Here is a 23,556-nt window from a genome sequence, read left to right on the forward strand (position 1 = left end):
CATTGGTGGTTGAATTCGCGCGCTGCAATGAAGGAAGGCAGGCGCGACGCTACGGGCCGTAAAGTCGGTCAGGTAAACGTCGGGTTGCCGCCGAGCTGAAGAGACATATTCAGACCGGCATAGTCGAGTTTGAAAGCCTTGCTGGAATTCCAGCGTATGGGTGACACAGCATTGGCGATCAACAGATCGATTGCCGGGCTGTCATCCTTGTTGGCTTTCTCGATCAATGCAGGAACGATATGATTCGCCCCGACGATCAAACCGATGACGAGTCCACCGAGAATCAACGCCATCCCGCTGGTGAGAATCGTCAAAATGATCAAAGCGATGGCGGCGATGACATCGATGACGATCTGCGCGATGTGACTACCTTGAGTTTGGTGGATCTCATGGACGATGCTGGGCTTCTGCGCTTCCTGGAACAGAATGGTTTGTCCGGCCGACGCATTGCCAAGCGTTATCTTGTACCAGTGATCGGATTGGCAAGTGGCGATGATGCCCGGCACGATCTCGGTTTCGGTGAAGCTGGTGAGCGTGAGAATCTGACCATTCGAGGAGATTTTCAATTGCGTGAGCTTGGGGTAGTAGGTGACGCCACCATGTTGGACAGGACTGAGTGCGACCGAGCAGCCGTCGGTGAGATAAAGTTGAGTCGCATCCGCGGTCATCAGGAAATTTTTCTCGGTAAGCCCCGGGTACGCCTGCATGACCGCCGGTCTGACCAAGTCGTAGAGCCAGCGAGCTTGGCTGATCAGGAAACCCGCCACGCTCCCTCGAGGGATAGCCAACGGGCTCATTTCCTCGGATATCGAGTCGCCGGTTCTATCCTGCGTCATGGTTAGCACTGCGAATAGACTGTCGTCAAAAGAAGAATGGTCGAGGTAGGCATAGCTCGTGTAATTGGGGGTGACGAATCCCCATTGCTCGCGATCCACGGAGCGGTTGAGATCCACTGTTGCAAACACGTGCGAGAAATCGCCGAGATTCGCGTTGCCCCAATCCGACAGTGCCTTCATCGTGAGAGCGTTTGAGACGGTAGCCAGCGGCGGGTCCGTCGTCAACGAGACGACGCTCATGACAGGCACGTCGTCGATGACCTGATTCAGCGCAACCAAGGCGTGTTGCTGGCCGTTGTTGCCTTCTTCATTGTCTGTGTGCGGAATATAGTGAAGCCGAATTTCCACTATGGCATGGCCGGAGTTGAAACTAAATTCTTTGTTTGTCTTGGTGTAATGAATCTTTCCATTCTTCATGGGCAGGCTCAACCGCACGTTCTTTCCGTCACCACCTGGGCAAATCTGCCAGTCTTCAAAGTCCGCTTGGACCGTGAAGGTGGGATAGTCGATCGTGAAGTTCTTCGGGCTGGAATGATGATTCCTGATGGCTTGATTCACATCTTTGGCCGGGATGGAAAAAACGGTATCCCAGCCGTATGTGTATACAGCCTGTTCATTGGCTTCCGTGTTGTACATTATTAAATTTCCATGAAAATATATTGGTCAAACTATATGAAATCATTGATGAATCGATTGGTTGCTGTATTTCGTTTTGAATCCAATTTGTAGACTGCCCGCAATCTGAGCACTGACTAGATCAAACCCGTCGATCTGAGGGAATGCGTATGGGTTGATTATCGATTGAGCGAATTCATCGAATCCGGGGAGCTTGTCCCATTGCTTGTGCGCCATGTTTTCAAGATGTCTATTGATGACTTTTTCATCGAAGGTGACAATCAATGCTGTAATGCTGGCGAGAGCGGCGACGACCATCCAGCGTGGAGCGTTAAGCGCTGTGCCGATGGAGGTCAACATGCCCTCACTCCGCTGAGCCATCGCCGCTACTACTTCTTCGGCTAAGGCTGCAGCAACTCCATCATCGGTCGGGGCTAGAAGACCTTCATTAAGAAAGGCTCTAACCGAATTTTCAGAGGTTTCAGCAATTTCAGCATTGGCTACGCAACGCGCGATGCATGAATATCCAATAGGACCAATGGCAAACAGTAGCGCCAATCCCGCGCCGACACCTGCTTCAATTGTTAGGCGATTTATTGCGGAATCAGTCTTGGTTACAGTTACGTCGAGTTTTGGGTTCGTGATTGGGTCGAACCAGAGTATATTTTTATTGCCTTTCTTTTGAAGTGTGAGCTTCAAATTCTCTGTATAATTTATATGAACATTGAAATCTGAATTGGCAGAATAAGTTAAATCAATGAATTTAATTTCAGCGCTATTGTCCTGTAGCGTAATTTCAAAACCGCCACGCTGAATTTTTATCTCAGTGGAAATGTAAACGTCGATTGTTTTTTTGGTGAGGTGAAGTATATATTCACTACTATTGTCGCCCTTGCTCAATAGCCATTGCTCTCCGGAAACGATTACGTCAACTTTGTATTGATCGGATACGAAAAATATTTCGGCGAGATCGTCTCTCAAGTCTTGAGAGATTTTGGAATCGTCAAGTTCATCTGGGAATGATTTCGCGTTGATAGTTCCTTGCTTCTTCTCGTCCATTTCGAATTTTCCAAGAAGCAAATCCTTATCATTTATAACAGTGAGTCCATCATTGGTGATCAGAAAATCATCGTCTTTGGAGCCCTTGAAGAGCGCGCGTGCGCCGACCAGCAGCATGTTCTTGACGAAAAGTCGGCTGCTAATGAGGAAACCCGCATCTGCCCCACTGGGAATGGCATTCGGTGATACTTGGTGGCTAGCCGCACTTATGTTTTGGGTTGTCATGGACAGCACACTGAAAATGCTTGAGTCAGTGGGGCCGTTGTCGATTACCGCGTAGCTCGCTTCGATAGGGCTGAGCCAGGAGAATTGCGGAGATTTGGAGATGATGGGATCCAAATTCAAGCTCGAAAAAACGTGATTAAATTCCCCTACGTTTTTATTAAACCAGATGCTGAACAACTCAGGTAAGACCGTGGCTGCAATTCCTTCGGTTGGGTTGTGCGTGATATTGAAAATAAGAATCGCCGGTTCGCCGTCAATTATTTCATCTTGTATGATCTTGAGGTTGACTTCCCAGCTTTTTTCGTATTGATAAACATTGATGAATTCATCTTTGCTCTTTTCTTTGTCTTCTTGGTAAAAGAGGTAAAAATTAATGTGATCATCGGAAATAATCCACTCGACTCCCTTGCCGTTCTTGTTTTTCTTTATAAGTTGAGCAGTGGATTTGTCGGATAATTTTTTCCCTTTGTTGGAGAACTCATCTTTTAGTTGGGAGGGAATCTGATTTCCGTCCAAGGACGCGCGGATTGTGTCGATCAGCGTATTTCCACTCATCACGAAGGCGAACTGATCGGGATTGGGAATCCACTCCATGCCGACTTCGATGAACACGTCGACGCCAGCGAGGGGATAGTTCTTCTCTTTGGTGAAATACGTTCCCGATGTGATGGGGCATTGCATGCGAACATTTTTTCCGTCCCCACCCGGCGTCAATTGCCAGGGGCCGAATGTCGCATCGATTTTGTAGCTGTCGTCGTCGTCCGCGCTCTGGACGATGTGTTTGGCGTTGTTGTCGATGGTGCTCCAGGACGCTTTGATAGCCGCGTTGGCGCCATCGAAATAAATGGCGAAGACACTGTCCCAGCCGTAAGTATCCGCGCTTGAGCTGCCGGTGGGCTGTTCGGCGCGAGCAAACAATTTTTGATTCATGGCACCTCCTGATATGAGAAACCCACCTTTTGCAACAACCATGCCAAATTGCTAACGCGTTGTTCCGTATCGAAAAATCGAATGGATGCCATAGTCGGGATTGCGGGAGTGGACGGATCAGTCCATCCGGGTTGCGTGGCGATTGGACGAGATCGGCCAATCGCCACGCCGTCTCGTGAGCAATGAGGGAAGAAGCGTGCCGATCTGAGTGCATGCACCGCCGAGCTATTCGTCGCGTGGCGTGTGCTCCGTGCCGGTGCGCAGCGTTCAAGCTGCTCGGAGCCTGCTCGCGGCTTGATCTATTTCTACACGCTCAATTTCATGAGCCGACGCATGAGCCATGTTGTCGCCCAAGGCGATGGGGACACGCCGAACGCGATTCGCCCCCTCTAGGCTGAGGTGGCGCCGCTCAAGGCAAAGACAGCCTTCGGCTTCCTTGAGCTCTGTGCTCGAGCTTGCGCCGTCCGAAATGCGCCTTTACGCCACGCCAACAGTGATGCCGGTAGCGACTGAGGCATCTGTTTCGGCGGTCGTGTCAATTCCAGCCGCCGTTGGCGCTCGCGAGAGGCGCTGACTTGGCAGACGAAGGTAGTTCTTTGGATGCTCGATATTGCATCGCCCCACGGACCGGGATTCGATGCAGATAGAACAGCGCACACGACCACGCCGGTCGGGCTGGCGGCGATGCTCGGCTTGCGATCGATCGATTTGTCCGCGCTGGGAGGGGATGAACGCCGGGTTCGTTTCCATCCTTCCGGTCCGTTGCTTGTCGGTTTTGCTGGACGAGAACATCTGCGTTGGGTGTCGTGGAGCGGCGTTGGGCGATGTCGACGTGGGATCGATGAATAGGGATAGCACCTACCCGCGAGGTCATATCGGCATTTTTTTTACGTATAAAATGAACTATGTCGACAATATACATTCGTGTGAAGTAAAGACACTGGATCGCGGCCGGTATGGTGATGGCAAACAAACGAAGTTGCCCGACCAGCCGGCTAGGAGGAGTCGTCCGCCATGTTTCTGTAGAAGGGATGGAATCAGCATGGAAAGTCCGCATGCTGAAACCATTGAGACCGGGTAATCGGAGTCGCCTGGCACTTTATTTGCATGCCTAAACATCTGGTGGGCTAGCCCGTGTCGCCCCGTGTCGCCGATTGGGCATCGGAAGTAGACGGCCTGTGTCAGGTCGCAGGCCAAGGCGAGGGGAAAACGGAGACGGGTTTTCATGAACTAAGTCAATACCAACGAGCATGAGGAGGAGTGATGACCGATGTCTTGAAGCAGCAGTGCGAGCAATACGACATGGCGGGAAGCGATCCGTCTGCCTGGGCGCCGGCGACGGTGAGCAAGCAGCAGGTGAAATACGCAACGTATGTTTGCTTCTTCGCTTGGGTGTTCGCCGTATACGACTTCATCTTGTTCGGCACGCTGCTGCCGCGCCTTGGCGAGCATTTCCATTGGAGCGCGGGCACGCAGACCTACATCAATACCTGGGTGACGCTAGGAACCGCGATTGTGGCATTCGGAATTGGTCCAATCGTCGATCGGTTGGGGCGCAAGAAGGGGATCATCCTCGCCGTCGTGGGCGCTGCGCTCTGTTCCGGCCTGACGGCGGTTGCGGGGTGGGTCATCGGCGTATCCGCCGGCATCGGCATCGTGCTGCTGATTCTCGTGCGGTCGCTTGCCGGGCTTGGATATAGCGAGCAGTCCATCAACGCGGTGTACTTGAGCGAATTGTTTGCGGTCGTCCATACGGATGAAAAAGCGACGGGTCGTCGCGGGTTTATCTACGCGCTTGTCCAGGGCGGCTGGCCGATCGGTGCCGTGCTGACCGCGGCGCTGGTGGGCGTTCTGTACCCGATCGGCGAGCATCTGTTTGGGCCGGGCGGCGGGTGGGCTACTTCGTTCATCTTCGCAATGTTTCCCGCCGTCATCATCGCGCTCTTGGGGAGAGGGCTCGTCGAGACGCCGCAATTCGAGGTCGGCCGGCGCATCAGGCAGCTCCGCTCAAATGCTCAATTGCAAGAGGCGGACGCACTGGCCCGGCACTGGCACATCGATCCGGATCAGCACAGCCGGGCGGGCATCGGAACCATCTTTCGCGGCAAGCTGCTGAGGCCGACGCTCGCACTGTCGCTGAGCACGTTTCTCAACTGGTTTGCCATCGTGATCTTCGCGGTTCTGGGCACGTCGGTGCTTTCAGGGGCCGGTGGGACGGCGGGCAAGCAAGTTGCGTTCACGAGCGCGCTCGACGTGCTGATCGTGTCGAATCTCGCGGGCTTTCTCGGGTATTTGTTTCATGGATGGCTCGGAGACAAGATCGGTCGACGTAACACCGTGTCGATAGGTTGGATCATCGGCGGCATTGCGTTCGCCCTGATGCTGAAAGCGCCCGATGGCGACTTTTGGAAAATCGTACCGCTGTATTCGCTCGGGCTATTCTTCATGATCGGACCGTACTCGGCCAATTTGTTCCTGATTGGCGAGAGTTTTCCCAGTCACGTCCGCGCGACCGCCGGTGCATTTGTCAACGCATGCGGCCAACTCGGCGCAATCTGCGCGGGTTTTGGTATCACGCATACGCTTTCCGGCGGGGAAGGATGGGTACAAGCCGCGCTGTATTGGGGCGCGATTCCATGTACCTTGTCCGGGATTTGCATGGCGTTTGCGAGACATGTGGATCCTGCGTCCGTGAAGTAGCCATACGATTTGCACTCACGCGCCGGGCAAGACACTCATGCCCGGGCTGGTCGCGCAAACCGGCTTCCGGGCCTGTGACGCCGCAGGTCCTTTGCGCTGAGTGCCCGTTTCATTGAGCGCGCGGTTGCTTTGGCATGACTCGATCGTGGTCGTTTCATGTTGCCGTAGATTCAGCATCGCGGCGCGTCATGAAGGCTTAAAACCTGAAAATGTGCGTATCGAGCAGAATTTCGCGATTTTGCTTCGGATAGCCTATCAACAAGCGTGCATGATCGGAGTCGAGCTTGGCATGTGCGACTTCAGCCGCAGATATCGTCTCCCGACGGAAGCGCAGCCGCAGAGTCAATCGAACCGGGCCCCCTCGCTTGGCTGGAACGCTTTGCGCTTGGGCGCCCGAATTCCTGTTTCGCGCCACCGACACACGCAAGTGCGCATTCGCTCGTCACTGCACGCATAGCCCTGATCGAATGCTTCACGCATCAAACGTGCCGCATGGTGCCCGGCTTGGGCCGACGATGTGGGCTTGCAGCCAGTCGAAGCGTTTTCTCATGGCCGGTTCGTCGGTGACTGTCGAGATTACGCACCTCGGATAGTCGGTCCGGTTTCCTCCGCCCGCCTCATTTATGCGCGCGCGATCGTGCGGGAATGGGTTGCGCGCCGCGCGCTCGCATAGCCGAACCTTTTCACGAAAATACTCCTGCCCGGTTTCGGCCGTGATGCTCCCCGTGATTACCTTGGCATGCCCTTCGTAGGATGACGCTGGACATCCATCACGGAAGTCGCGATACGAACGATCGGTTTGAAATACGACGCGACATGGTTTCGTTATCTTAACCACGGCGTGTCGAATCCATCCGGACTTCGGTTTCGTAAGAACGCAGCGAAGCTATTTGAGCAGGGAGTTCGGGAGGACCACCCGGCTCGCAAACTCGACACTGAATCTCGATATCCAGCGAGGTGGACGATACCGTCCACGGTTGAAGAGCATCGAGTAGTCCAATCCGTCCATCCAAATCTGTGCCAACCGCGCGACATATGGAAATTTCCATAAAAGCAGGACCTTAGCGTACTTGGCATAGCTATTGCGTAAGTGTGATCTCCGATCTACGGCGTTCTCGTGATGCTGCTGACTGTATCCCGGTGTAGTCGCCGTATATCCCTGATGAGATCGGAGATGTCGATCATGAAAGAGCTTCATTCTTGTTCGTCGCAATCATGATGAGATGATCGGCGAATTGGAAGTGGATCATTAATAAGGAGGGCGTTTTTAAATGAAGTAAATTTCAATTAATTGTTTGATGTTTAAATGAATCAATTGATGATGGATTGGCAATAATATTCGGCCGGAGTAGCGGTTGGAGTTTAGATCGAAAAAGATTTTCGCTGATCGTGATTTTGGCGAAAAGATTCATATGATCTTATGATGAATTGGGAGGGGATTTATTCATCATGAATAAGCTTGAGTTCGAGCAAGCAAATTTCAGTGATCTTGGGTTGCAAGCCATGAATCACATGGGTTAAGAATCAGGCGATAAATCAGGGAAGTTGCTGGACATTATGAATTCAAGATGGCATCAGTAAAGTTACTTATCGAAAATTTTCAAGAGGAAATATCATGACTCACACGTTTGATCCCGTCATTCAAAGCTATTTTCGTCGGAACACGCCGCCCTCGGTAAACAAAGGAGTGCGGTATGCCATTGCACAAGGGCCGAGTCAAGTGGCTACGCTCAGTACTATCAAGGAAGCGATCGCGTTCAATTTCGGTACATTGGAGGAAGCTTGTGAGATGGCTGGTTTTTACAACAGTCAACTCATCAGCTTCCCGGAGTTATTTCTATCTGGGTATGAATTCGGTGAAACCGATAAATCGGATGAGCCCGTAAGGACGGTTAAGGAAACTGCGGAATATATTAAGAATAATGGCTATCTGGAAGAATCGGGGCCGATCTCGAAAATTGCAAAGTATAGAAACATCGCGATTATTTGCCCCTTGCCGTATGCTGGGAGCGATCCAAAAGGGAATGATGGAATTTATGATGCCGCTGTTGTTTTTGATGCTGATGGCAAGAAGCTAGGCATGCAGTTCAAGAATCACCTGTGGGGAATTGACGAACGACGCTGGTTCCGTATCCCGGAATATGGTGATACAGATAATCCTTTCCGGACATTCGAGATCAATGGGATTCCTGTTGGCGTGGCTATTTGCTATGACGCGGAATTTCCGGAGGTTGCTCGGTCACTGGCGCTCAACGGGGCGTTGATTTCCGCAATGCCGACTGCGGCACCAAATTCCAAGCTGCCCGGGCAGAGTGAGCCTTACCCGGATATTTCTGAGCATTACATCCCCGCCAATGCTTTGCAAAATCAGAATTTTTGCAGTTATGGAAATCGAGCAAGTTGGGAGTTTAAATTAGAGAATGAAAAGCAGGAGAACGTTCTCGAGTATTCCGGGAACAGCATCATATGCAGCCCTTATGGGAAGCCGCTGGTGAAGGCCTTTGGAAATCAAGACACATTGTTGATCGCTGATTGCATTATCTGTGATTTCCCGAGTACCCAACCTCCTGACACGGATTATCTGATAAACCGACGTCCGGAAATATACGGAGTCATGACATCGATGGAGGCTGATTTTCCGGGCGGAAAGAAATATCGATATCCTGATGAGCCCAAGCAGCATCAAGATCCGGACCGTCCTGACGATAATAAAAATAGCTGTCAGAAAGTATCGACGTAAGATATTTATGGTTTAACTATGTAAATTTGGACTCCAAGTAATCGGAGTCCAAATCTATTTATTCTTAATATTTTTATTTTCAAGGAAGTTTGTGATTCGTCATTGAATTTGAGGTTTCTGCTTGTGCGGTTGACGTGATCGAGGGGGACAATAATGTTGGGATGGAGTCGTGTTTTTTATAAAAAATTATGACGCTCATAAACATTTCATGACGAATGCGTCGGGCATGAGGGGGGCTACGGATGGACGATTTAATTAAATTATTCACGGAGTTGAAAGGTGTGGTGGGAGGGGTGCTTGCGATTGCGGTGTCGGCCGTGGTCTGGATGTGGCGGGAACGCAGTCAGCGAGAGATGACTGGAGCCGATGCATCAGGACAAATCAAAGCACTGGCGGTTTATGAGGGTCTCCTGAAGGCAGAGCGCGAAGCACGAGTGAGCGCCGATCAACGCGTCGATCAGTTCGCAAAGGAACGGAATGATGCATTTCAGCAGGTTTGGGAGCTTAAAGGTCAATTGAAGGGGGTGCTTGAGCAGTTGGAGGGGCAAAACCGTGAACTGATGTTGTCTCAAGAGCGTATTCGATTTTTGGAGGAGAGGCTTGATGAAAATAAATAAAAGAAATTTTAATAAATTGATGGGGAGATTTAATTGTCGAAGATGGGCGGTGAGGAAATTTTCAGACTTTGGGGAGATTTATAACTCTATTGTAGGGAGAGAGAGATGCAAAATAGAAAGGCATTTTTAGATATGCTGGCGGTGGCAGAGGGTACCAGCATCAGTCCCGCAACGCGGAATGACGGCTACGATGTCATTGTTACGGGGATAGATGGAAGGCCGGAAATTTTCACGGATTACAGCACGCATCCATTTGAACGCGGCCGTGCATCTAAATTAATTAATAGTAGAGGGCTGACCTCCAATGCGTCCGGGCGCTATCAGTTCATGCTCAAAGACTGGTCTCATTATCGTAGATTGCTTAATTTGTCTGATTTCGGGCCGGATTCTCAGGATTCGTGGGCTATTCAGTTAATTAAGGAACACGGCGCGTTGGGCTTGATTGATTCGGGTAACTTTGATCTGGCGGTTTATAAAGTTAGGAACTTATGGGCCAGCCTTCCCGGAGCTGGTTACGAGCAACCCGAGCACTCGTTGGGTGCGCTGCGCCAGGTTTATCTAAAAAAGGGTGGCGTAGTGCTTTGATATTGTTAATTTTTTTGGTCATTTAATTGGCGTGGCACTATGGTTCCGAACTGGAAATGCGTGCTTGTCTGATCGATTGGCGTGATCGTGTAGGCTAATGTAAATCGATGCGGAATTTTTAATTAATGTATTAAAAAAATATGGCGACGCGAATTATTTTTTGAGGGAGTTATATTTTTGATGATGTCGAATATTATAGGGTTTACTCCAATACAAAAGAATCAACATTGGTGTGAGATTGAATGCACATTGATATCAATATCCATTTTTTTGTAAGTGAATATGTGGCTTAATTATCAAATGGTGCGAAGCAATACCTGTATGAATTACTAGGGTAGCGACCGCGTAGCCCGTGCCATGAGCTTTTTCGGCTCCCGTCACGAGAGCTGCCGGAAAATTTTACGGCATATTTTATTTATTTATTTGAAATGATTCGGTTTGAGATGTCGGCAGTGTGAGTGTGATGCGGCGACGATATGTGCTGATTTGGATGTTTCGATTGATCGAGAATAAGAGATGAGAAATGCCAATGTCGAGGGTGTTGTTGAGTATGGCGAAGAAGTTTTTCCTTGCGCAGTAGAATCAATAGGGCTGCATATAAGCGGGAGTGTATCAATCGAGGATTTGAAAATTGAATTTTTATTTGATGAAATTGACGCCTTTCGTCAAATTTTTCCATGGAGGGATATTTTATTATTTAATTCATGTCGCGATAAGAGCTTGGTGACCGAGAGTAGTGGGGCAAAGGGGATGGTATCCAAGATGCTTTTGTTAATACCGGGCGAGACAAAAGTCGACGCCGATATCTCCATGCATCTTGATGAGAGTCAATTTGCCACACGCGCTGTCGCATACTCGAGGTTGACGCCATGCCCCGGATGCTGACTCAAGTGCCTCCCGGTGTGCAGGAGGGCGTCGTTGCTTTGTCTTCCCGTTCGTCTGCATATAAAGGAGCGTCGACCGAAATGATCGGCACTTCACCTACTTGGCGACATCTCAACCAACTGATCGAACGCATCGCCCCAACTGATCGACCGGTGCTGATCAACGGCCCGACCGGCGCGGGCAAGGAGGTGCTCGCTCAACGCGTGCATTCGGTGAGTCCTCGAGCCAATGCGCCATTCATCGATGTGAATTGTGGCGCCATCCCGGAGAATTTGGTCGAATCGGAACTGTTTGGCCATGTCAGGGGCGCATTTACCGGCGCCTCCAACACGCGCAGCGGATTTTTTCAGGAAGTCGGAAAAGGGACGCTTTTTCTCGACGAAATCGGAGAGTTGCCCCTGTCTCTACAGCCCAAACTCCTTCGGGTGTTCGAGACACGTTGCTTTCGCCAAGTTGGCGCTTCAAATAGCTTGCCATTCGAAGGCCGGATCATTGCGGCGACCCATCGCGACCTGGTGTCCATGGTGAAGATGGGACACTTCAGGGAGGATCTATATTATCGGTTGGCTGTTTTCGTGCTGGATCTGCCGGGCCTCAACGAGCGGCGAGAAGATATACCCGCGCTTGTCGAGTATTTTGCCAGCATCCAGCCACGTAAGCTCACCTTCACTTCGGACGCTATGCAGCGATTGTATCAACAGCCTTGGCCGGGAAACGTCAGGCAATTGCGCAATGTTATCGAAAAACTGAGCGTTCTGTCTGAAAGCACTTGTGTCGACGTTCTCACGTTGGACTCTTTTCTGATGCCTGTTGAACGTCCCGACAACTCCCATCATGCGCTGGCGGATACCTTGCTTCTACTCGAGGGGAGCAATAAGCTGGCCTTTGCCGAGAGCTTGCTCATCGATCGAGCCTTGCAACGAAGCCAGGGCAACAAGACAGTCGCGGCAAGGCTGCTGGGTGTGAGCCGCAAGACCGTGGAGCGGCGGCTTAAGGTGAGGGAAGCCAACATTCATGCCGCCGATACGCTCTTGATGCAAGTGCGCGGGCTGGTTGAAGTATCCCAATTCTCGGCGGCAATTCCAGCACTGCGCCACTACCTCGAGCGATTCGATGGTGACGAACGAACGGAAGTGTCACGTCGACTGGAGGCATTGAGATTGCTGGGCATCTGCCTGCGTGGAGTCCATGGCTGGTCGAGTGACAAAGTACGCGTTTGCTATGAAGATGCGTTGAAGATCAGTCAGGGGAAAGAAGGTGAACTGGAATGGTCTGCCATTCGGTTCGGCATATGGGTTTCCCAACTCATGACCTTGGACTTGAGCAAAGCTCGTGCTACGGCACTGGATATGCTTTTACGCGCGCAGCGCATCGACGATCGAAATGCGTTGGACGAGGCGCATGTCGCGATGTCGAGCACCCTTTTCCTATTGGGTGATTATGAGGAAGCACTGGCCTACTTGGGCCGTGGCGGTTTATTGAGCATCAATCGTGACGATGTTCGCGTGGGCATCCAAGGCTTTGATCTCGCGGAGATGGCATTGACCGCGGAAGGACTCTCGGCCTTCCAGATCGGCGCCTATGATCAGGCGCGTGCGGCAATGGAGAGGCTCATCACACGTTCGTCGCGGCAACCGTCGCACGCTTTTAGTTGTGCGATTGCTTTGCAAGGAGCGGCTTGGCTGGCTTGTTCGTTTGAAGAGGTCGAGCTGCTTGGTGAAATCTCGACCGCCCTCGAGAATCTATCGGTGGCCCACGGATTTAGTTTTTACGAAGATAGGGCGAAGGTGTTTCGTGGCTACCATCTTGCGTGGAAAGGGTGTTACGAGGAGGCTGAGAAATGTATGCAAGACGCTTACCAGCACTACACGCAATTGCACGGCAATAACCTGTTGGGATCTTTTCATGCCTGGCATTTTGCTGACATGTTGTTGAATATGGGGGAGGAGCAGCGTTGCATCGATGTGATTACTCAAGCACTTGATAATGTTTTGCAGCATCAGGACCGTACATATTTGGGCGAAATGCTCGTGCAGATTGCGCGAGCAAAGTGGGCGCTGGGCAATCGCGAGGAAGCCGAGCAGAGATTGCACAGCGCATTATTGACGGCCAGAGCGATCGGGTCCGTTCCCGCGCGCATTGCCGCAGCGTATCAATTGGCGATGTTGAAGCGAGAGGATCGGCCCGCGCAAGCCATTGAGATCCTGAGTCACGCCTTGCAAGGCGTCTCTCAAGCACATTCGCCACCGAGCCATGCCCGCGCATGGCAGTTGCTGGATCACTTGCGTTCGTGATTCCGCCCATCCGTTGTGCGTTCATTCGCGCTTAAGCGCGCCTCGGCGCACGCCATTGGACGACGAGTTTGAGTCGTGGAGGGAGGCCACGTCGATGCATCCCCCCGAGTGCCTGGCAATCGAGGTTGGCGCCAGCCTGTGCTCGCAGGATGCGATTCTGACGCTGTCGCGGCTGAGGCGGTTGTTATAGGGGCTAAGGCACGCGTTCGCGCGGGCGGACAACGGCGCCGAATTTACCGCTGTCAAGGTTATGCGCTGGTTGCAAGATGCTGCAATCGACCCGGCCTGCATCGTGCATGGCAGTCTGTGGCACAACGGATTTGTCGAAAACCTCAACGGCACGCTGCGCGACGAATGGCTGCATCGCGAATGGTTCCGCAGCCGTGCCGAGGCCAAGGTACTCATCGAACGCTGGCGACAGTTTTACAACAAACGCCGGCCTCATATCGCACATCGTTACGAACCTCCGGCCACGGTCCGTCGAGCCTGACGGGATGCCGGCAATATCGACGCGAAACTCACCGTCTGCTTGGTCAGAAACTTCCGTTTCAGGTCAGGTACTGTGATCGGCACCGATATGGATTTCATGGGCCACATGCAGTTAAGTTGCCGGGCGAGATTCCCGCGCATCACGATGAACGATGCAACCGGCTGCGCGACGCGCGTATCAACGTCGTCCCGGACTGTTGCGCGCCGTTCTGAAGGACTGATTCGCGGGCCTTCTATCTTCTCGTTGCCGGCGCGCATTCAGGCGACGTCGTCTCGATTGCGGGAGCGCGGCGGCCTGTCAGCTGTTCGCGCTCGCCGACGAGATCGTCAATCCAGGTTGAATAGCGCTCTATCGTCAGGGTGCGTGAGTCCACTGTCCAACACGTACTGGAACACGGATTCGTCGAATACTCCTCGTTGCATGGCCAGCAGCACTGCCGTGCCGATCAATTGATTTTTTCGATCGAAATCCACGTGATCCTGTGATGAAATGGATTGTATCAATATTACACGGAAAATGGGCGCTGACGGAGCTCGGGGTTTAATCATTGACATGGTGTCGTCTCTCAGTTAATTATTAAGATACATTTATTCTTGATCGGCGTTGATGCACTCGTCTGTGGCGCTTCTCTTTAGTGAATTTTCCAGTGTAGAAATGGAATGGATTAAGTGAGGCGCCGCGATCGTGTTCAAGAATGGGACGTTGTAGCACAGTGGATATTCGACGTACCTCGGATAGGGTCTCAGAAGCGCGGCCGACCATTGATCACCGGCGATCAATGCCATTCGAGACAGTTGTTTGGACAAGTTGACGACTCGCTCGAAGCGTCGGATCGATTGAAATTCCTTTGCGGCCCAGGAAATCTTCTTGTTATTTTCAATTTTGAATGTGCCATCGGCCAAGATTGTTCCGCGTCTGGCCGCCTGACCGACATGGATTGTCCACAATGCCGAACAGCACCACGTGCTCCCCGTTCGGCGTTCAATTGATGCGTAGGCTCGGCTCGGCGTTCCATCCGGGAATGCGGAGGGGCCGATATAGTCGAACAGTATGATCTCGGAACCTATGCGCATACCCCGCGCGATTGCAAGGGTTTGGGGTGGTAGTCCCAATTTTTGTAGCCAAACATTAACGTCGCGAACAACTCGAGTGTAATTCTTATCTGCCAGGTAGTGGCGTCGAATGGAGTGATGAAATTGAATTTTTGGATTATTCATATTCACGGATAAATTTGATAGTTTCGTGTTTGCAAGATTTTCTTGTTGCGATTAATGATCATGTGTGAAATGAAATTAAATATTTGTTGAAATTTATAAAAATGAGTGACTCGAGGTGAGGGTGTGCAAATCATGCTTCGATATGAATTTTTCCCAGATGGTGTGACCCCGTTTTAATTTTATATGTTGTTCAGATCGCGGTGATGAATTTTTGATTAATCATATCAAAAGATGATTGATGGATGGAGTTTTATTTTTTAATGACGGATATATATTTTTTTGATTTTATGCCGGTGGTTCGTCGGCGAGCGATCTGATTTATCAATTTTGAGTTGATAAATCAAGTTCATTATTATATTGAGTGAATCGTTTTGAGTTGTAATGCTCGATTGTGTCGAGGTGGTGAGTTAACGAAATGACCGACATGGCCGGGAAAAGAGACTGCCAACGTCGCAAAGGCCTTGTGTCGTCGTGGGGGCGGGATGTCGGACAGCGGGAACCAAAAAAATATCGACATCGTGGTTTTCGCCGCCGCCGGTATTCGGAACCAATATTTATTTTCTAAACGTTGCCAATGCTTCAGATGTCGATGCGGTCGATGCAGCGATGTGGGGATAGTCGTCACGTTCTTTCCCTGGATGTCGTTCATTTGATGCAATGGTGCTGAAGTGACCTCCGCGTAAACACCGATTTCCGTCCATTCATTGAACAGTTTCAATATAAATGTATATGTTTCTCAATAACCATTTATGTCAAATCATGGTCGATGAGTCGTTTCCCACGGTTGAGTCGCTGGTGCGTGCGTATGCCGTTGGCGCGGCCGATCCAGTGAAGGTGACGAGAATCGCATTGGCCCGGGCGGCGGAGATGCCGACGGTGTTTCTGTCTGTCATGCCGGAACGTGCATGCGCGGAAGCGGAAGCGGCGGCGACGCGCTGGCGGGTGGGGCGGCCGCGGAGCATGCTCGATGGCGTGCCGATCGCTTGGAAAGATCTTTTTGACGTTGCCGGCACGGTCACCACTGGTGGCGCAGCAGTATTTCGCGACCGAGCGCCGGCTGTCTGCGATGCGGCGCTGGTTGCGGCCGCCGCGCGGGCGGGGATGGTCAGCATCGGCAAGACCAATTTGAGCGAGCTCGCGTTTTCAGGGCTCGGTCTGAATCCCCATTTCGGCACGCCGACGAATCCTTTGCTGGAGAACGGCGCGCGCGTGCCGGGCGGTTCGTCGTCCGGCGCCGCCGTCGCCGTTGCCACTGGCGTGGTGCCGATTTCAATCGGCACCGATACAGCCGGCTCCATCCGGGTTCCGTCGGCGTTCAACGGCTTGGTGGGGTATCGCGCAAGTACCGCCCGTTACGAACGCGATGGGGTGATGCCGCTGTCGACGACACTCGACACGCTCGGACCGCTGGCACGCAATGTCGCCGATTGTGTTGCGTTCGATTACGCTGTCCGAGGCGTCACCTGCCCGACCGGCCGGATTTCACTGCGCGATTGTTATTTCATTGTCGATCCCACGCTGTTTGAGCGCTATCGAGTCGATGCCGTTGTCGAACGCCAATTGTTGCGCTTCGTCGAACGACTCGCAGCCGGCGGCGCGCACATCGTCACTCGTCCGCTTGCGGTGCTTGCGGATCTGCATGAGTTGATTGAAGGGCAGGGCTGGCTCGGCGCGCTTGAGGCGTTTAACCGATATCGAGGCCTGCTCGACAGTGACGACGCGACGCGTCTCGATTCACGTGTGCGGGTACGACTCGAGCGGGCGAGGGCGATTCCCGCCGCGCGCCTGACGGCGCTGCTGGATGTTCGCGCCGGATTCATCGCGCGCTTCGCCAAAGAAATGGGCGAGGCGACACTGATCGCACCGACCGTCGCCCACGTCGCACCGTTGCTCGCGCCGCTCGAGGCCGACCCGGCATACTTCGCGGAGGTCAATCTACGGACGCTCGCGCTTACCATGCTCGGCAGCTTTCTTGATACGCCGGCGATCGCCGTGCCATCAGGTGTCGATGTCGCGGGCTTGCCGACAGGTGTTCAACTTCTTCGCGCGCAAGGTCAAGACGACAAGTTGCTGGCCGTTGCTCTGGCGCTCGAAGCGCTTCTTTTCTGATACGAGACGAACAGGATGGAACTATGGCCAAGGAGATTCTGATTTCATTCGGCGTTGACGTCGACGCCGTCGCCGGCTGGCTCGGTTCATACGGTGGGGATGATTCACCCGATGATATTTCACGGGGATTGTTTGCGGGCGAGGTCGGTTCGATCCGTTTGCTCAACTTGTTCAAGCGCGAGAATATCCGCACGACTTGGTTCATTCCTGGTCACTCGATCGAAACATTTCCGGACGCAATGAGGGCGGTCGCCGATGCCGGCCACGAGATCGGTATTCATGGCTACAGCCATGAAAACCCAATCGCGATGACGGCTGAGCAGGAGGAGATCGTGCTCGACTACAGCATTGAACTCGTCACGCGTCTGAGCGGCCGCCGGCCGACGGGTTATGTGGCGCCGTGGTGGGAATTCAGTAAAGTGACCAACAGGCTGCTGGTCGAGAAAGGCATCAAATACGATCACAGCCTCATGCATGACGATTTTCATCCGTACTATGTGCGGGTCGGTGATACGTGGTCCAGGATCGATTACAGTCAGCATCCCAAAACCTGGATGAAGCCACTGGTTCGTGGGGAGGAAACAGACCTCGTCGAAGTACCCGCCAACTGGTATCTCGACGACCTGCCACCGATGATGTTCATCAAGAAATCACCGAACAGTCATGGGTTCGTCAATCCCCGTGACATCGAGACGATGTGGCGGGACCAGTTCGACTGGGTTTATCGCGAATACGACTACGCTGTTTTTCCCATCACGATTCATCCCGACGTGTCTGGCCGGCCGCAGGTGCTGTTGATGCTCGAGCGCTTGATCGCGCATTTCCGATCCCATGAGGGTGTTCGTTTTTGCACGTGCGATGAGATCGCCGACGATTTCATCTTGCGTCATCCACGCGGAAAGGCCGTCTGAGTACCGACGTGCGGCTCAGGCTTCCTCGTTTTTACCGGAGAATCGAGCATGAAAGTAGCTGTTGTCACGGGGGCTGCGAGCGGTATCGGTCAGGCGCTGGCTGTCGCGTATGCGCAGGGCGGAGTCGCGGTGGTCGGCGGGTATCTGCCGGGCGATCCGCACGATCCGTCGCTGACCCTGCGCGCGGTCGAGAAAGTGGGGGGCCGGTGCGTGATGCAGGCTGTCGATGTCACGATGTCCGACGAGGTGGATTCGCTGGCTCAGACCGCGCTCGATGCGTTTGGCCGACTCGACTACGCAGTCGCCAACGCGGGTCTGTTGCGCGCCAGCCCGTTCCATCGAATGAGCGACGAACAATGGTTTCAGATGCTCGATGTGGATCTGGGCGGGGTGATGCGCACGTTGCGTGCCGCCGCGCGCCGAATGGCGGATGACGGCGCGATGGTCGCGGTGTCGTCGATCGCCGGAGGGGTTTATGGCTGGGATGGGCACGCGCACTACGCCGCGGCGAAGGCCGGCATTTCGGGATTGTGTCGTTCCATCGCCGTCGAGCTCGCTGATCGGAATATCCGTTGCAACGTGGTGGTTCCCGGGCTCGTCGAAACGCCGCAATCGCTCGACGCACGGCATTCGCTGGGCCGCGATGGTCTGCTCGCCGCGGCGGCGGCGATTCCTCTGGGTCGTGTCGGCCGACCGGAGGAGATTGCGAAACTGATCCGGTATCTTACGAGCGACGACGCTTCTTACATCACCGGACAGACCGTCGTCGCAGATGGCGGCCTTTCCGTTCGCTGGCCAAGTTGACCGATATTGCGGTGGAGCGTGGCGATATGAACACCTTGTTCTCTCTATCCGGACGCCGGGTAGTCGTGACCGGCTCGGCGAGCGGTATCGGCGCCGCCATCGCGCTGACCTATGCACAGGCCGGCGCCGATCTAGTGCTCGCCGATCTCGATGGCGGTCGTCTCGAAACGATCGCGCAACGATGTCGTGCGTTTGGCGTGATGGCCTTGCCGGTGCAAGCGGATGTGAGCGACGAAGGCGACGCGGAGCGGATCGTGGATTGCTGTATCGAGTCTTTTGGCGGCATCGACATACTCGTCAACAACGCGGGAATGCTCACACAAGGGCGTTGTGTCGATCTCACAACGCGTGCGTGGGATGACATGTTGCGGGTCAACCTGCGCAGCGTGTTTCTCTGTACCCGCCGCGCATTGCCGTCGATGCTCGCGCGGAAGTGGGGGCGAGTGATCAACATCTCGTCACAGCTCGGCATCAAGGGCGGAGTCGAGTTGAGCCACTATGCGGCAGCCAAGGCCGGCGTGATCGGATTCACCAAATCGCTCGCGCTTGAAGTCGCTTCGGAAAACGTGCTGATCAACGCGATCGCTCCCGGTCCGATCGAAACGCCGCTCATCGATGGCATGAGTGCTGCCTGGAGGGCCGCTAAATCTGCTCATCTACCTCTGGGCCGCTTCGGAACGCCTAGCGAAGTTGCGCCGGCTGCGCTGCTACTCGCATCGGATCCGGGCGGTAATCTCTTCGTCGGTCAGACGCTCGGCCCGAACTCGGGCGACGTGATGCCTTAAGGCGACGTCGCATCCTGGGCGCGACATCATGAACAGGGAGGGCGACTGATATGTGCGGGATGTGCGGCCTGTTCAAGGGAGAGAGTCATTGGGCGCATCGCGGCCCGCCAGACACCACCATCAACGCACGTCAGCGCTGGCTGACTCAAATGGCGCTCGCCAACGAGGTGTTGCGAACATTTCGACTACGGCTCGACGATTTCCACGGACAATCATTCGTACTGACTTCGCCAACCGGCGCGACGGCGCTGGTTGAGAATTTCACCGAGGTCTGGAAAATGGCGGAGACGATGCTTGGGCGCACGCTTGATCCGCTCGACATGTTCATTGACCAGGCACCGCGATGAGCCTCGCAGACGATGTGATTCCCGTCACCCTGATCACAGGTTTTCTCGGCAGCGGCAAGTCGACGCTGCTCGCGGACTTGCTCGAAGGTGAAGCGGCACGCGACACGGCAGTGATCGTGAACGAGTTTGGTGCAATCGGACTCGACCATCTTCTGATCGGGTCTATCGACGCGCAGACACAGTTGCTCAGTCATGGCTGCCTCTGTTGTGCGTTGCGCGGCGAGTTGACGGACGCGCTGACGACCCTGTTCTCTCGCCGCGCGCGCGGCGAGGTGCCGCCGTTCTCGCGCGTCGTGTTGGAAACGAGTGGTCTTGCCACGCCCGCACCCATTATCGCGACGTTACTTGGCGATCCGGTTGTCCGGGGTCGTTATAAGCTGGCCGGTACGCTGACAGTCGTCGATGCGCTGAACGCCTCGTGGCAACGCGAACGGCATCAGGAGTGGCTCGATCAGGTCAGCGCGGCGGATCGGTTGCTGATCAGCAAAGCCGATCTCGTCGACGAATCCGAAGTTGATGCGCTGCAGGATGCGCTGATCGTGCTGAATCCGGTGGCGAGCGTCATGGTGCGGCGCCTCCGCGCGGATGTCGATGCGTTACGCGAGGATATCTTCGCGTTGGGCGATCCATACGTCTTGGTCAGGAACCTCGGGAGAATAACGCATCCACCTCCGTCGTCACGATCGCTCGTGTTGCGTGCTCATCAAGAAGGGTTGGCGGCGTCCCGCGTCACATCGTTTTGCCTCACGCTCGATATGCCGCTAAATTGGGAGGTATTCACGCTGTGGTTCACCATGGTGTTGAATCGTCACGGTGATCGAATCCTGCGCGTGAAAGGGTTGCTGTGGCCGGACGGCGCCGAGCGGCCGGCTGTACTGCACGCGATTCGCCATGTCGTGTATCCCGTCGTGCATCCGCCCATCTCGCGTGTCGAACTCGACGGGCCTCGCATTTCTCGACTCGTGTTCATCACCAACGATCTGGCCGCCGACGCATTGAGGGCGTCCCATCAGCGTTTTCAACACTATTTCAAGGATACCAGGCGTTGAAATCCGAAAATCGACATCCCGGCCGTGTTGTCGCGACGCGTGCGCCGGCCGTCGTGCGCGAAAAAGTCGAGCTACGGGTGCTTGGCACGTCGGTGACGTTGCAAGAACATCTCCGACGACAAGCCGAGCAGGATTTGGGGATCAAGCTACGCTTTCTAGTGCATGACGGTGCCTCTGTGCAGCGTGAAGGGGTGATGCACCCCGAGCGCTACGACATCTACGACCAGTGGTTTCACAGCCTGGACTGCTTGTGGCCGGCGCACGCGTTGCAGCCGATCGAACTCGAACGTATCGAGCGCTGGAGCGAAATCAACACACTTCCGCGCACTGGCCGCGTGGCAGGACGCCACACGGCCACCGAGGGCAGCGTGCCCGCCGATCGCCTGTACGTACAGCCCGACAACTCGCTCGGCCGCACCGTGTCGAACCGCATCAGCATGTTGCCGCTGACGCACAATGCGGACAGCTTCGTTTATCTCGTCGATGCGTTACCCGGACGCTTGATCGAGCAGGAAGAAAGCTGGTCATGGTTACTCGCTCCCGAACTTGCCGGGCGCGTCGCGTTGCAGGCCGATCCGGCCATTGGCGCGATCGATGCCGCATTGGCGGTACAGGCTTGCGACTTGGCGAGGTTTGCCGACATCGGGAATTTGACGATCGAGGAAATCGATTGCCTGATCGACATTCTGATCGGATATCGACGGAGGGGTCATTTCGCGGGTTTCTGGTCAAACTTCGGAGAAGCCGCGCAACTGATGATGCGGAAAAACGTGGCGATCCAGAGTATCTGGTCGCCGGCGACGCTGGAACTCGAACGGGCGGGGCTGCGTTTTCGCGTGGCGAGCCCACGCGAAGGCTACCGCGCATGGTTCGGCGGGCTCGCCTTGTCGCGACGGATCGACGGTCGTGTTCGCGACGCCGCCTATCGTTACCTGAACTGGTGGCTCGATGGCTGGGCGGGCGCGGTGATGGCACGGCAAGGCTTCTATGTCACGAATCCCGAGCGAGCACGCCAATACATGGACGAGCGTGAATGGGCCTATTGGTATAATGGCAAATCCGCTACGAGTAATCTTCCCGGGCCAATTGGGCAACTGCGGGATATCAGCGGACAACAACGCGACGGTGGCAATTACACGCAACGCATGAGTCACATTGCGGTGTGGGATTCCGTGATGGACGAGCATAACTACCTGGTACGTCGATGGAACGAATTCCTGAAGGCCTGATGAACGGCGCTTCATGCGATGGCTAGATCTACACCGGTTCCAAAGCCTCTCGCAGGGCAGGCGGCCGTCATGGAGGCGGATAGCCGATACCGCTATCGGCTGATTTACAGTCATCTGGCACGCGCGATCCGCGCCGGCCGAATTGCACCGGGGCTGGTCCTGCTCGAGGGGCCGGTCGCCCAGTTGTTCGGCACGAGTCGGGTGCCGGTTCGCAGGGCGTTCGAAATGTTGCATAAGGACGGCCTGTTGTGCACGTTCGACGGGCGAGGGTATTTGGTCGCGGGTCGGGGACGCGCTGTGCCGGAGCCGCTTCGCGTGACGCTTTCCGAAACGGCTCTCGGCTTCGACACCCCATCTGCGCCACTGGACCTGCCGGCTACCGGCGAACGGATTTATCGCACGCTCGAGGAAGCGGTGTCGGTTGCCATCATATTCGGTCATTTTCGCATCGACGAAAGTGCGGCGGCGGAAATGTTTCAGGTCAGCCGCGGCGTGATTCGGGAGGCTTTGACTCGGTTGCGCGATCGCGGGCTTGTCGAAAAATCGGTCTATTCGCATTGGCGCTGCGGTCCGTTGACGGCGCGTGCCGTTGCTCAGGATTACGAGCTGAGGATGCTGCTGGAGATCGCCGCTTTGAGGTCGAGTCAGCCATTCCTGCAACGCGAGATGTTGACCGACGCGATCCTGGCGGTCGAACAGGCCATCGCCTGTCCGGATTCGGTCAACGCCGATGTACTGAGGCAGATCGAAACGACGCTGCACGTCGATTGTCTCGCGTATGCGCCGAACCGTAAGCTGCTCGACATGATTCGCGAAGCTCATATACCGCTGACCGTCAACCATGTGTTCCACAACGCATTCAATTTTCACCCGGAACCCAGTACGCTGAACGAGCATCGTGTCGTTCTCCGTCATTTGGCGGCGGGCGACATCGACCAGGCTGCTGCTGCGCTGCATGCGCATCTTCGTGCGGCTCAGACTCGCACGCTACAACGCCTGAAAGTGCTGGCGGTTCTGCCGGAACCTGAGTTGCCGGCCTTCATACAGCGATTCGCCTGATGCGAGGTCTTTTGAATCGAGCCCGTCGCCATCGTGATCTCGACGAACCGAGCCCCGAGGCCTTTGAATG

17 protein-coding genes and 1 pseudogene are annotated in these 23,556 nt (G+C 54.3%); 15 read left to right on the forward strand and 3 right to left on the reverse strand.

What is annotated here, in order from left to right:
* Positions 1–68: 68 nt before the first annotated feature.
* Together RZR99_RS00360 and RZR99_RS00365 are read right to left on the reverse strand one after the other, a co-directional pair.
* Positions 69–1,472, reverse strand: coding sequence for a TULIP family P47-like protein (locus RZR99_RS00360; RefSeq protein WP_323117740.1), 1,404 nt, complete (start codon positions 1,470–1,472; stop codon positions 69–71).
* Positions 1,473–1,514: 42 nt separating this feature from the next.
* Positions 1,515–3,665, reverse strand: coding sequence for a TULIP family P47-like protein (locus tag RZR99_RS00365; RefSeq protein WP_323117741.1), 2,151 nt, complete (start codon positions 3,663–3,665; stop codon positions 1,515–1,517).
* Between the two features lie 1,263 nt (positions 3,666–4,928).
* Between RZR99_RS00365 and RZR99_RS00370 the strand changes: the two genes are divergently transcribed.
* From RZR99_RS00370 to RZR99_RS00400, 7 genes and pseudogenes are all read left to right on the forward strand, one after another.
* A complete protein-coding gene (locus tag RZR99_RS00370; RefSeq protein WP_407655383.1) occupies positions 4,929–6,365 on the forward strand; it encodes an MFS transporter in 1,437 nt (478 codons plus the stop codon).
* A gap of 1,615 nt (positions 6,366–7,980) precedes the next feature.
* Positions 7,981–9,105, forward strand: coding sequence for a nitrilase-related carbon-nitrogen hydrolase (locus RZR99_RS00375; protein ID WP_323117742.1), 1,125 nt, complete (start codon positions 7,981–7,983; stop codon positions 9,103–9,105).
* Positions 9,106–9,347: 242 nt separating this feature from the next.
* A complete protein-coding gene (locus tag RZR99_RS00380; RefSeq protein ID WP_323117743.1) occupies positions 9,348–9,722 on the forward strand; it encodes a hypothetical protein in 375 nt (124 codons plus the stop codon).
* A gap of 105 nt (positions 9,723–9,827) precedes the next feature.
* Complete coding sequence (locus RZR99_RS00385; RefSeq protein WP_323117744.1) at positions 9,828–10,307, forward strand: glycoside hydrolase family 24 protein; 480 nt, start codon at positions 9,828–9,830, stop codon at positions 10,305–10,307.
* A 516-nt stretch (positions 10,308–10,823) separates the two neighbouring features.
* Positions 10,824–11,192, forward strand: a complete 369-nt coding sequence (locus RZR99_RS00390; protein ID WP_323117745.1) for a hypothetical protein — start codon at positions 10,824–10,826, stop codon at positions 11,190–11,192.
* Positions 11,193–11,272: 80 nt separating this feature from the next.
* Positions 11,273–13,486, forward strand: coding sequence for a sigma 54-interacting transcriptional regulator (locus RZR99_RS00395; RefSeq protein ID WP_323117746.1), 2,214 nt, complete (start codon positions 11,273–11,275; stop codon positions 13,484–13,486).
* Positions 13,487–13,592: 106 nt separating this feature from the next.
* Positions 13,593–13,976 (forward strand): annotated as a pseudogene (locus RZR99_RS00400) (integrase core domain-containing protein); the annotation flags it as partial.
* A 587-nt stretch (positions 13,977–14,563) separates the two neighbouring features.
* Here the strand turns inward: RZR99_RS00400 and RZR99_RS00405 are convergent.
* Positions 14,564–15,199 carry a hypothetical protein gene (locus RZR99_RS00405; protein ID WP_323117747.1) on the reverse strand — a complete coding sequence of 212 codons (636 nt, stop codon included), beginning with the start codon at positions 15,197–15,199 and terminating at the stop codon, positions 14,564–14,566.
* Positions 15,200–15,916: 717 nt separating this feature from the next.
* Between RZR99_RS00405 and RZR99_RS00410 the strand changes: the two genes are divergently transcribed.
* The 8 genes from RZR99_RS00410 to RZR99_RS00445 all read left to right on the forward strand — a co-directional run bounded on the left by RZR99_RS00410 (position 15,917) and on the right by RZR99_RS00445 (position 23,486).
* Complete coding sequence (locus tag RZR99_RS00410) at positions 15,917–17,302, forward strand: amidase (RefSeq protein WP_323117748.1); 1,386 nt, start codon at positions 15,917–15,919, stop codon at positions 17,300–17,302.
* 23 nt (positions 17,303–17,325) lie between these two features.
* The gene (locus tag RZR99_RS00415; RefSeq protein WP_323117749.1) at positions 17,326–18,213 is read left to right on the forward strand and encodes a polysaccharide deacetylase family protein; all 888 of its coding nucleotides are present in this window, start codon (positions 17,326–17,328) and stop codon (positions 18,211–18,213) included.
* Between the two features lie 48 nt (positions 18,214–18,261).
* Positions 18,262–19,017 (forward strand): SDR family NAD(P)-dependent oxidoreductase, encoded by a 756-nt coding sequence (locus RZR99_RS00420; RefSeq protein WP_323117750.1) that lies wholly within the window; start codon positions 18,262–18,264, stop codon positions 19,015–19,017.
* Positions 19,018–19,043: 26 nt separating this feature from the next.
* Positions 19,044–19,802, forward strand: a complete 759-nt coding sequence (locus tag RZR99_RS00425; protein WP_323117751.1) for an SDR family NAD(P)-dependent oxidoreductase — start codon at positions 19,044–19,046, stop codon at positions 19,800–19,802.
* A gap of 59 nt (positions 19,803–19,861) precedes the next feature.
* Positions 19,862–20,149 (forward strand): hypothetical protein, encoded by a 288-nt coding sequence (locus RZR99_RS00430; protein WP_323117752.1) that lies wholly within the window; start codon positions 19,862–19,864, stop codon positions 20,147–20,149.
* Positions 20,146–21,198, forward strand: a complete 1,053-nt coding sequence (locus tag RZR99_RS00435) for a CobW family GTP-binding protein (RefSeq protein ID WP_323117753.1) — start codon at positions 20,146–20,148, stop codon at positions 21,196–21,198. The genes RZR99_RS00430 and RZR99_RS00435 overlap by 4 nt, the downstream gene beginning before the upstream one ends.
* Before the next feature lie 77 nt (positions 21,199–21,275).
* Entirely contained in the window at positions 21,276–22,427 is a 1,152-nt protein-coding gene (locus RZR99_RS00440) for an ABC transporter substrate-binding protein (RefSeq protein WP_323118015.1), read from the forward strand.
* Between the two features lie 69 nt (positions 22,428–22,496).
* Entirely contained in the window at positions 22,497–23,486 is a 990-nt protein-coding gene (locus tag RZR99_RS00445; protein WP_323117754.1) for a GntR family transcriptional regulator, read from the forward strand.
* Positions 23,487–23,556 lie beyond the last annotated feature (70 nt).

It is taken from the genome of Burkholderia alba (assembly GCF_034721475.1).
In the GTDB taxonomy this organism is placed as follows: domain Bacteria; phylum Pseudomonadota; class Gammaproteobacteria; order Burkholderiales; family Burkholderiaceae; genus Burkholderia; species Burkholderia alba.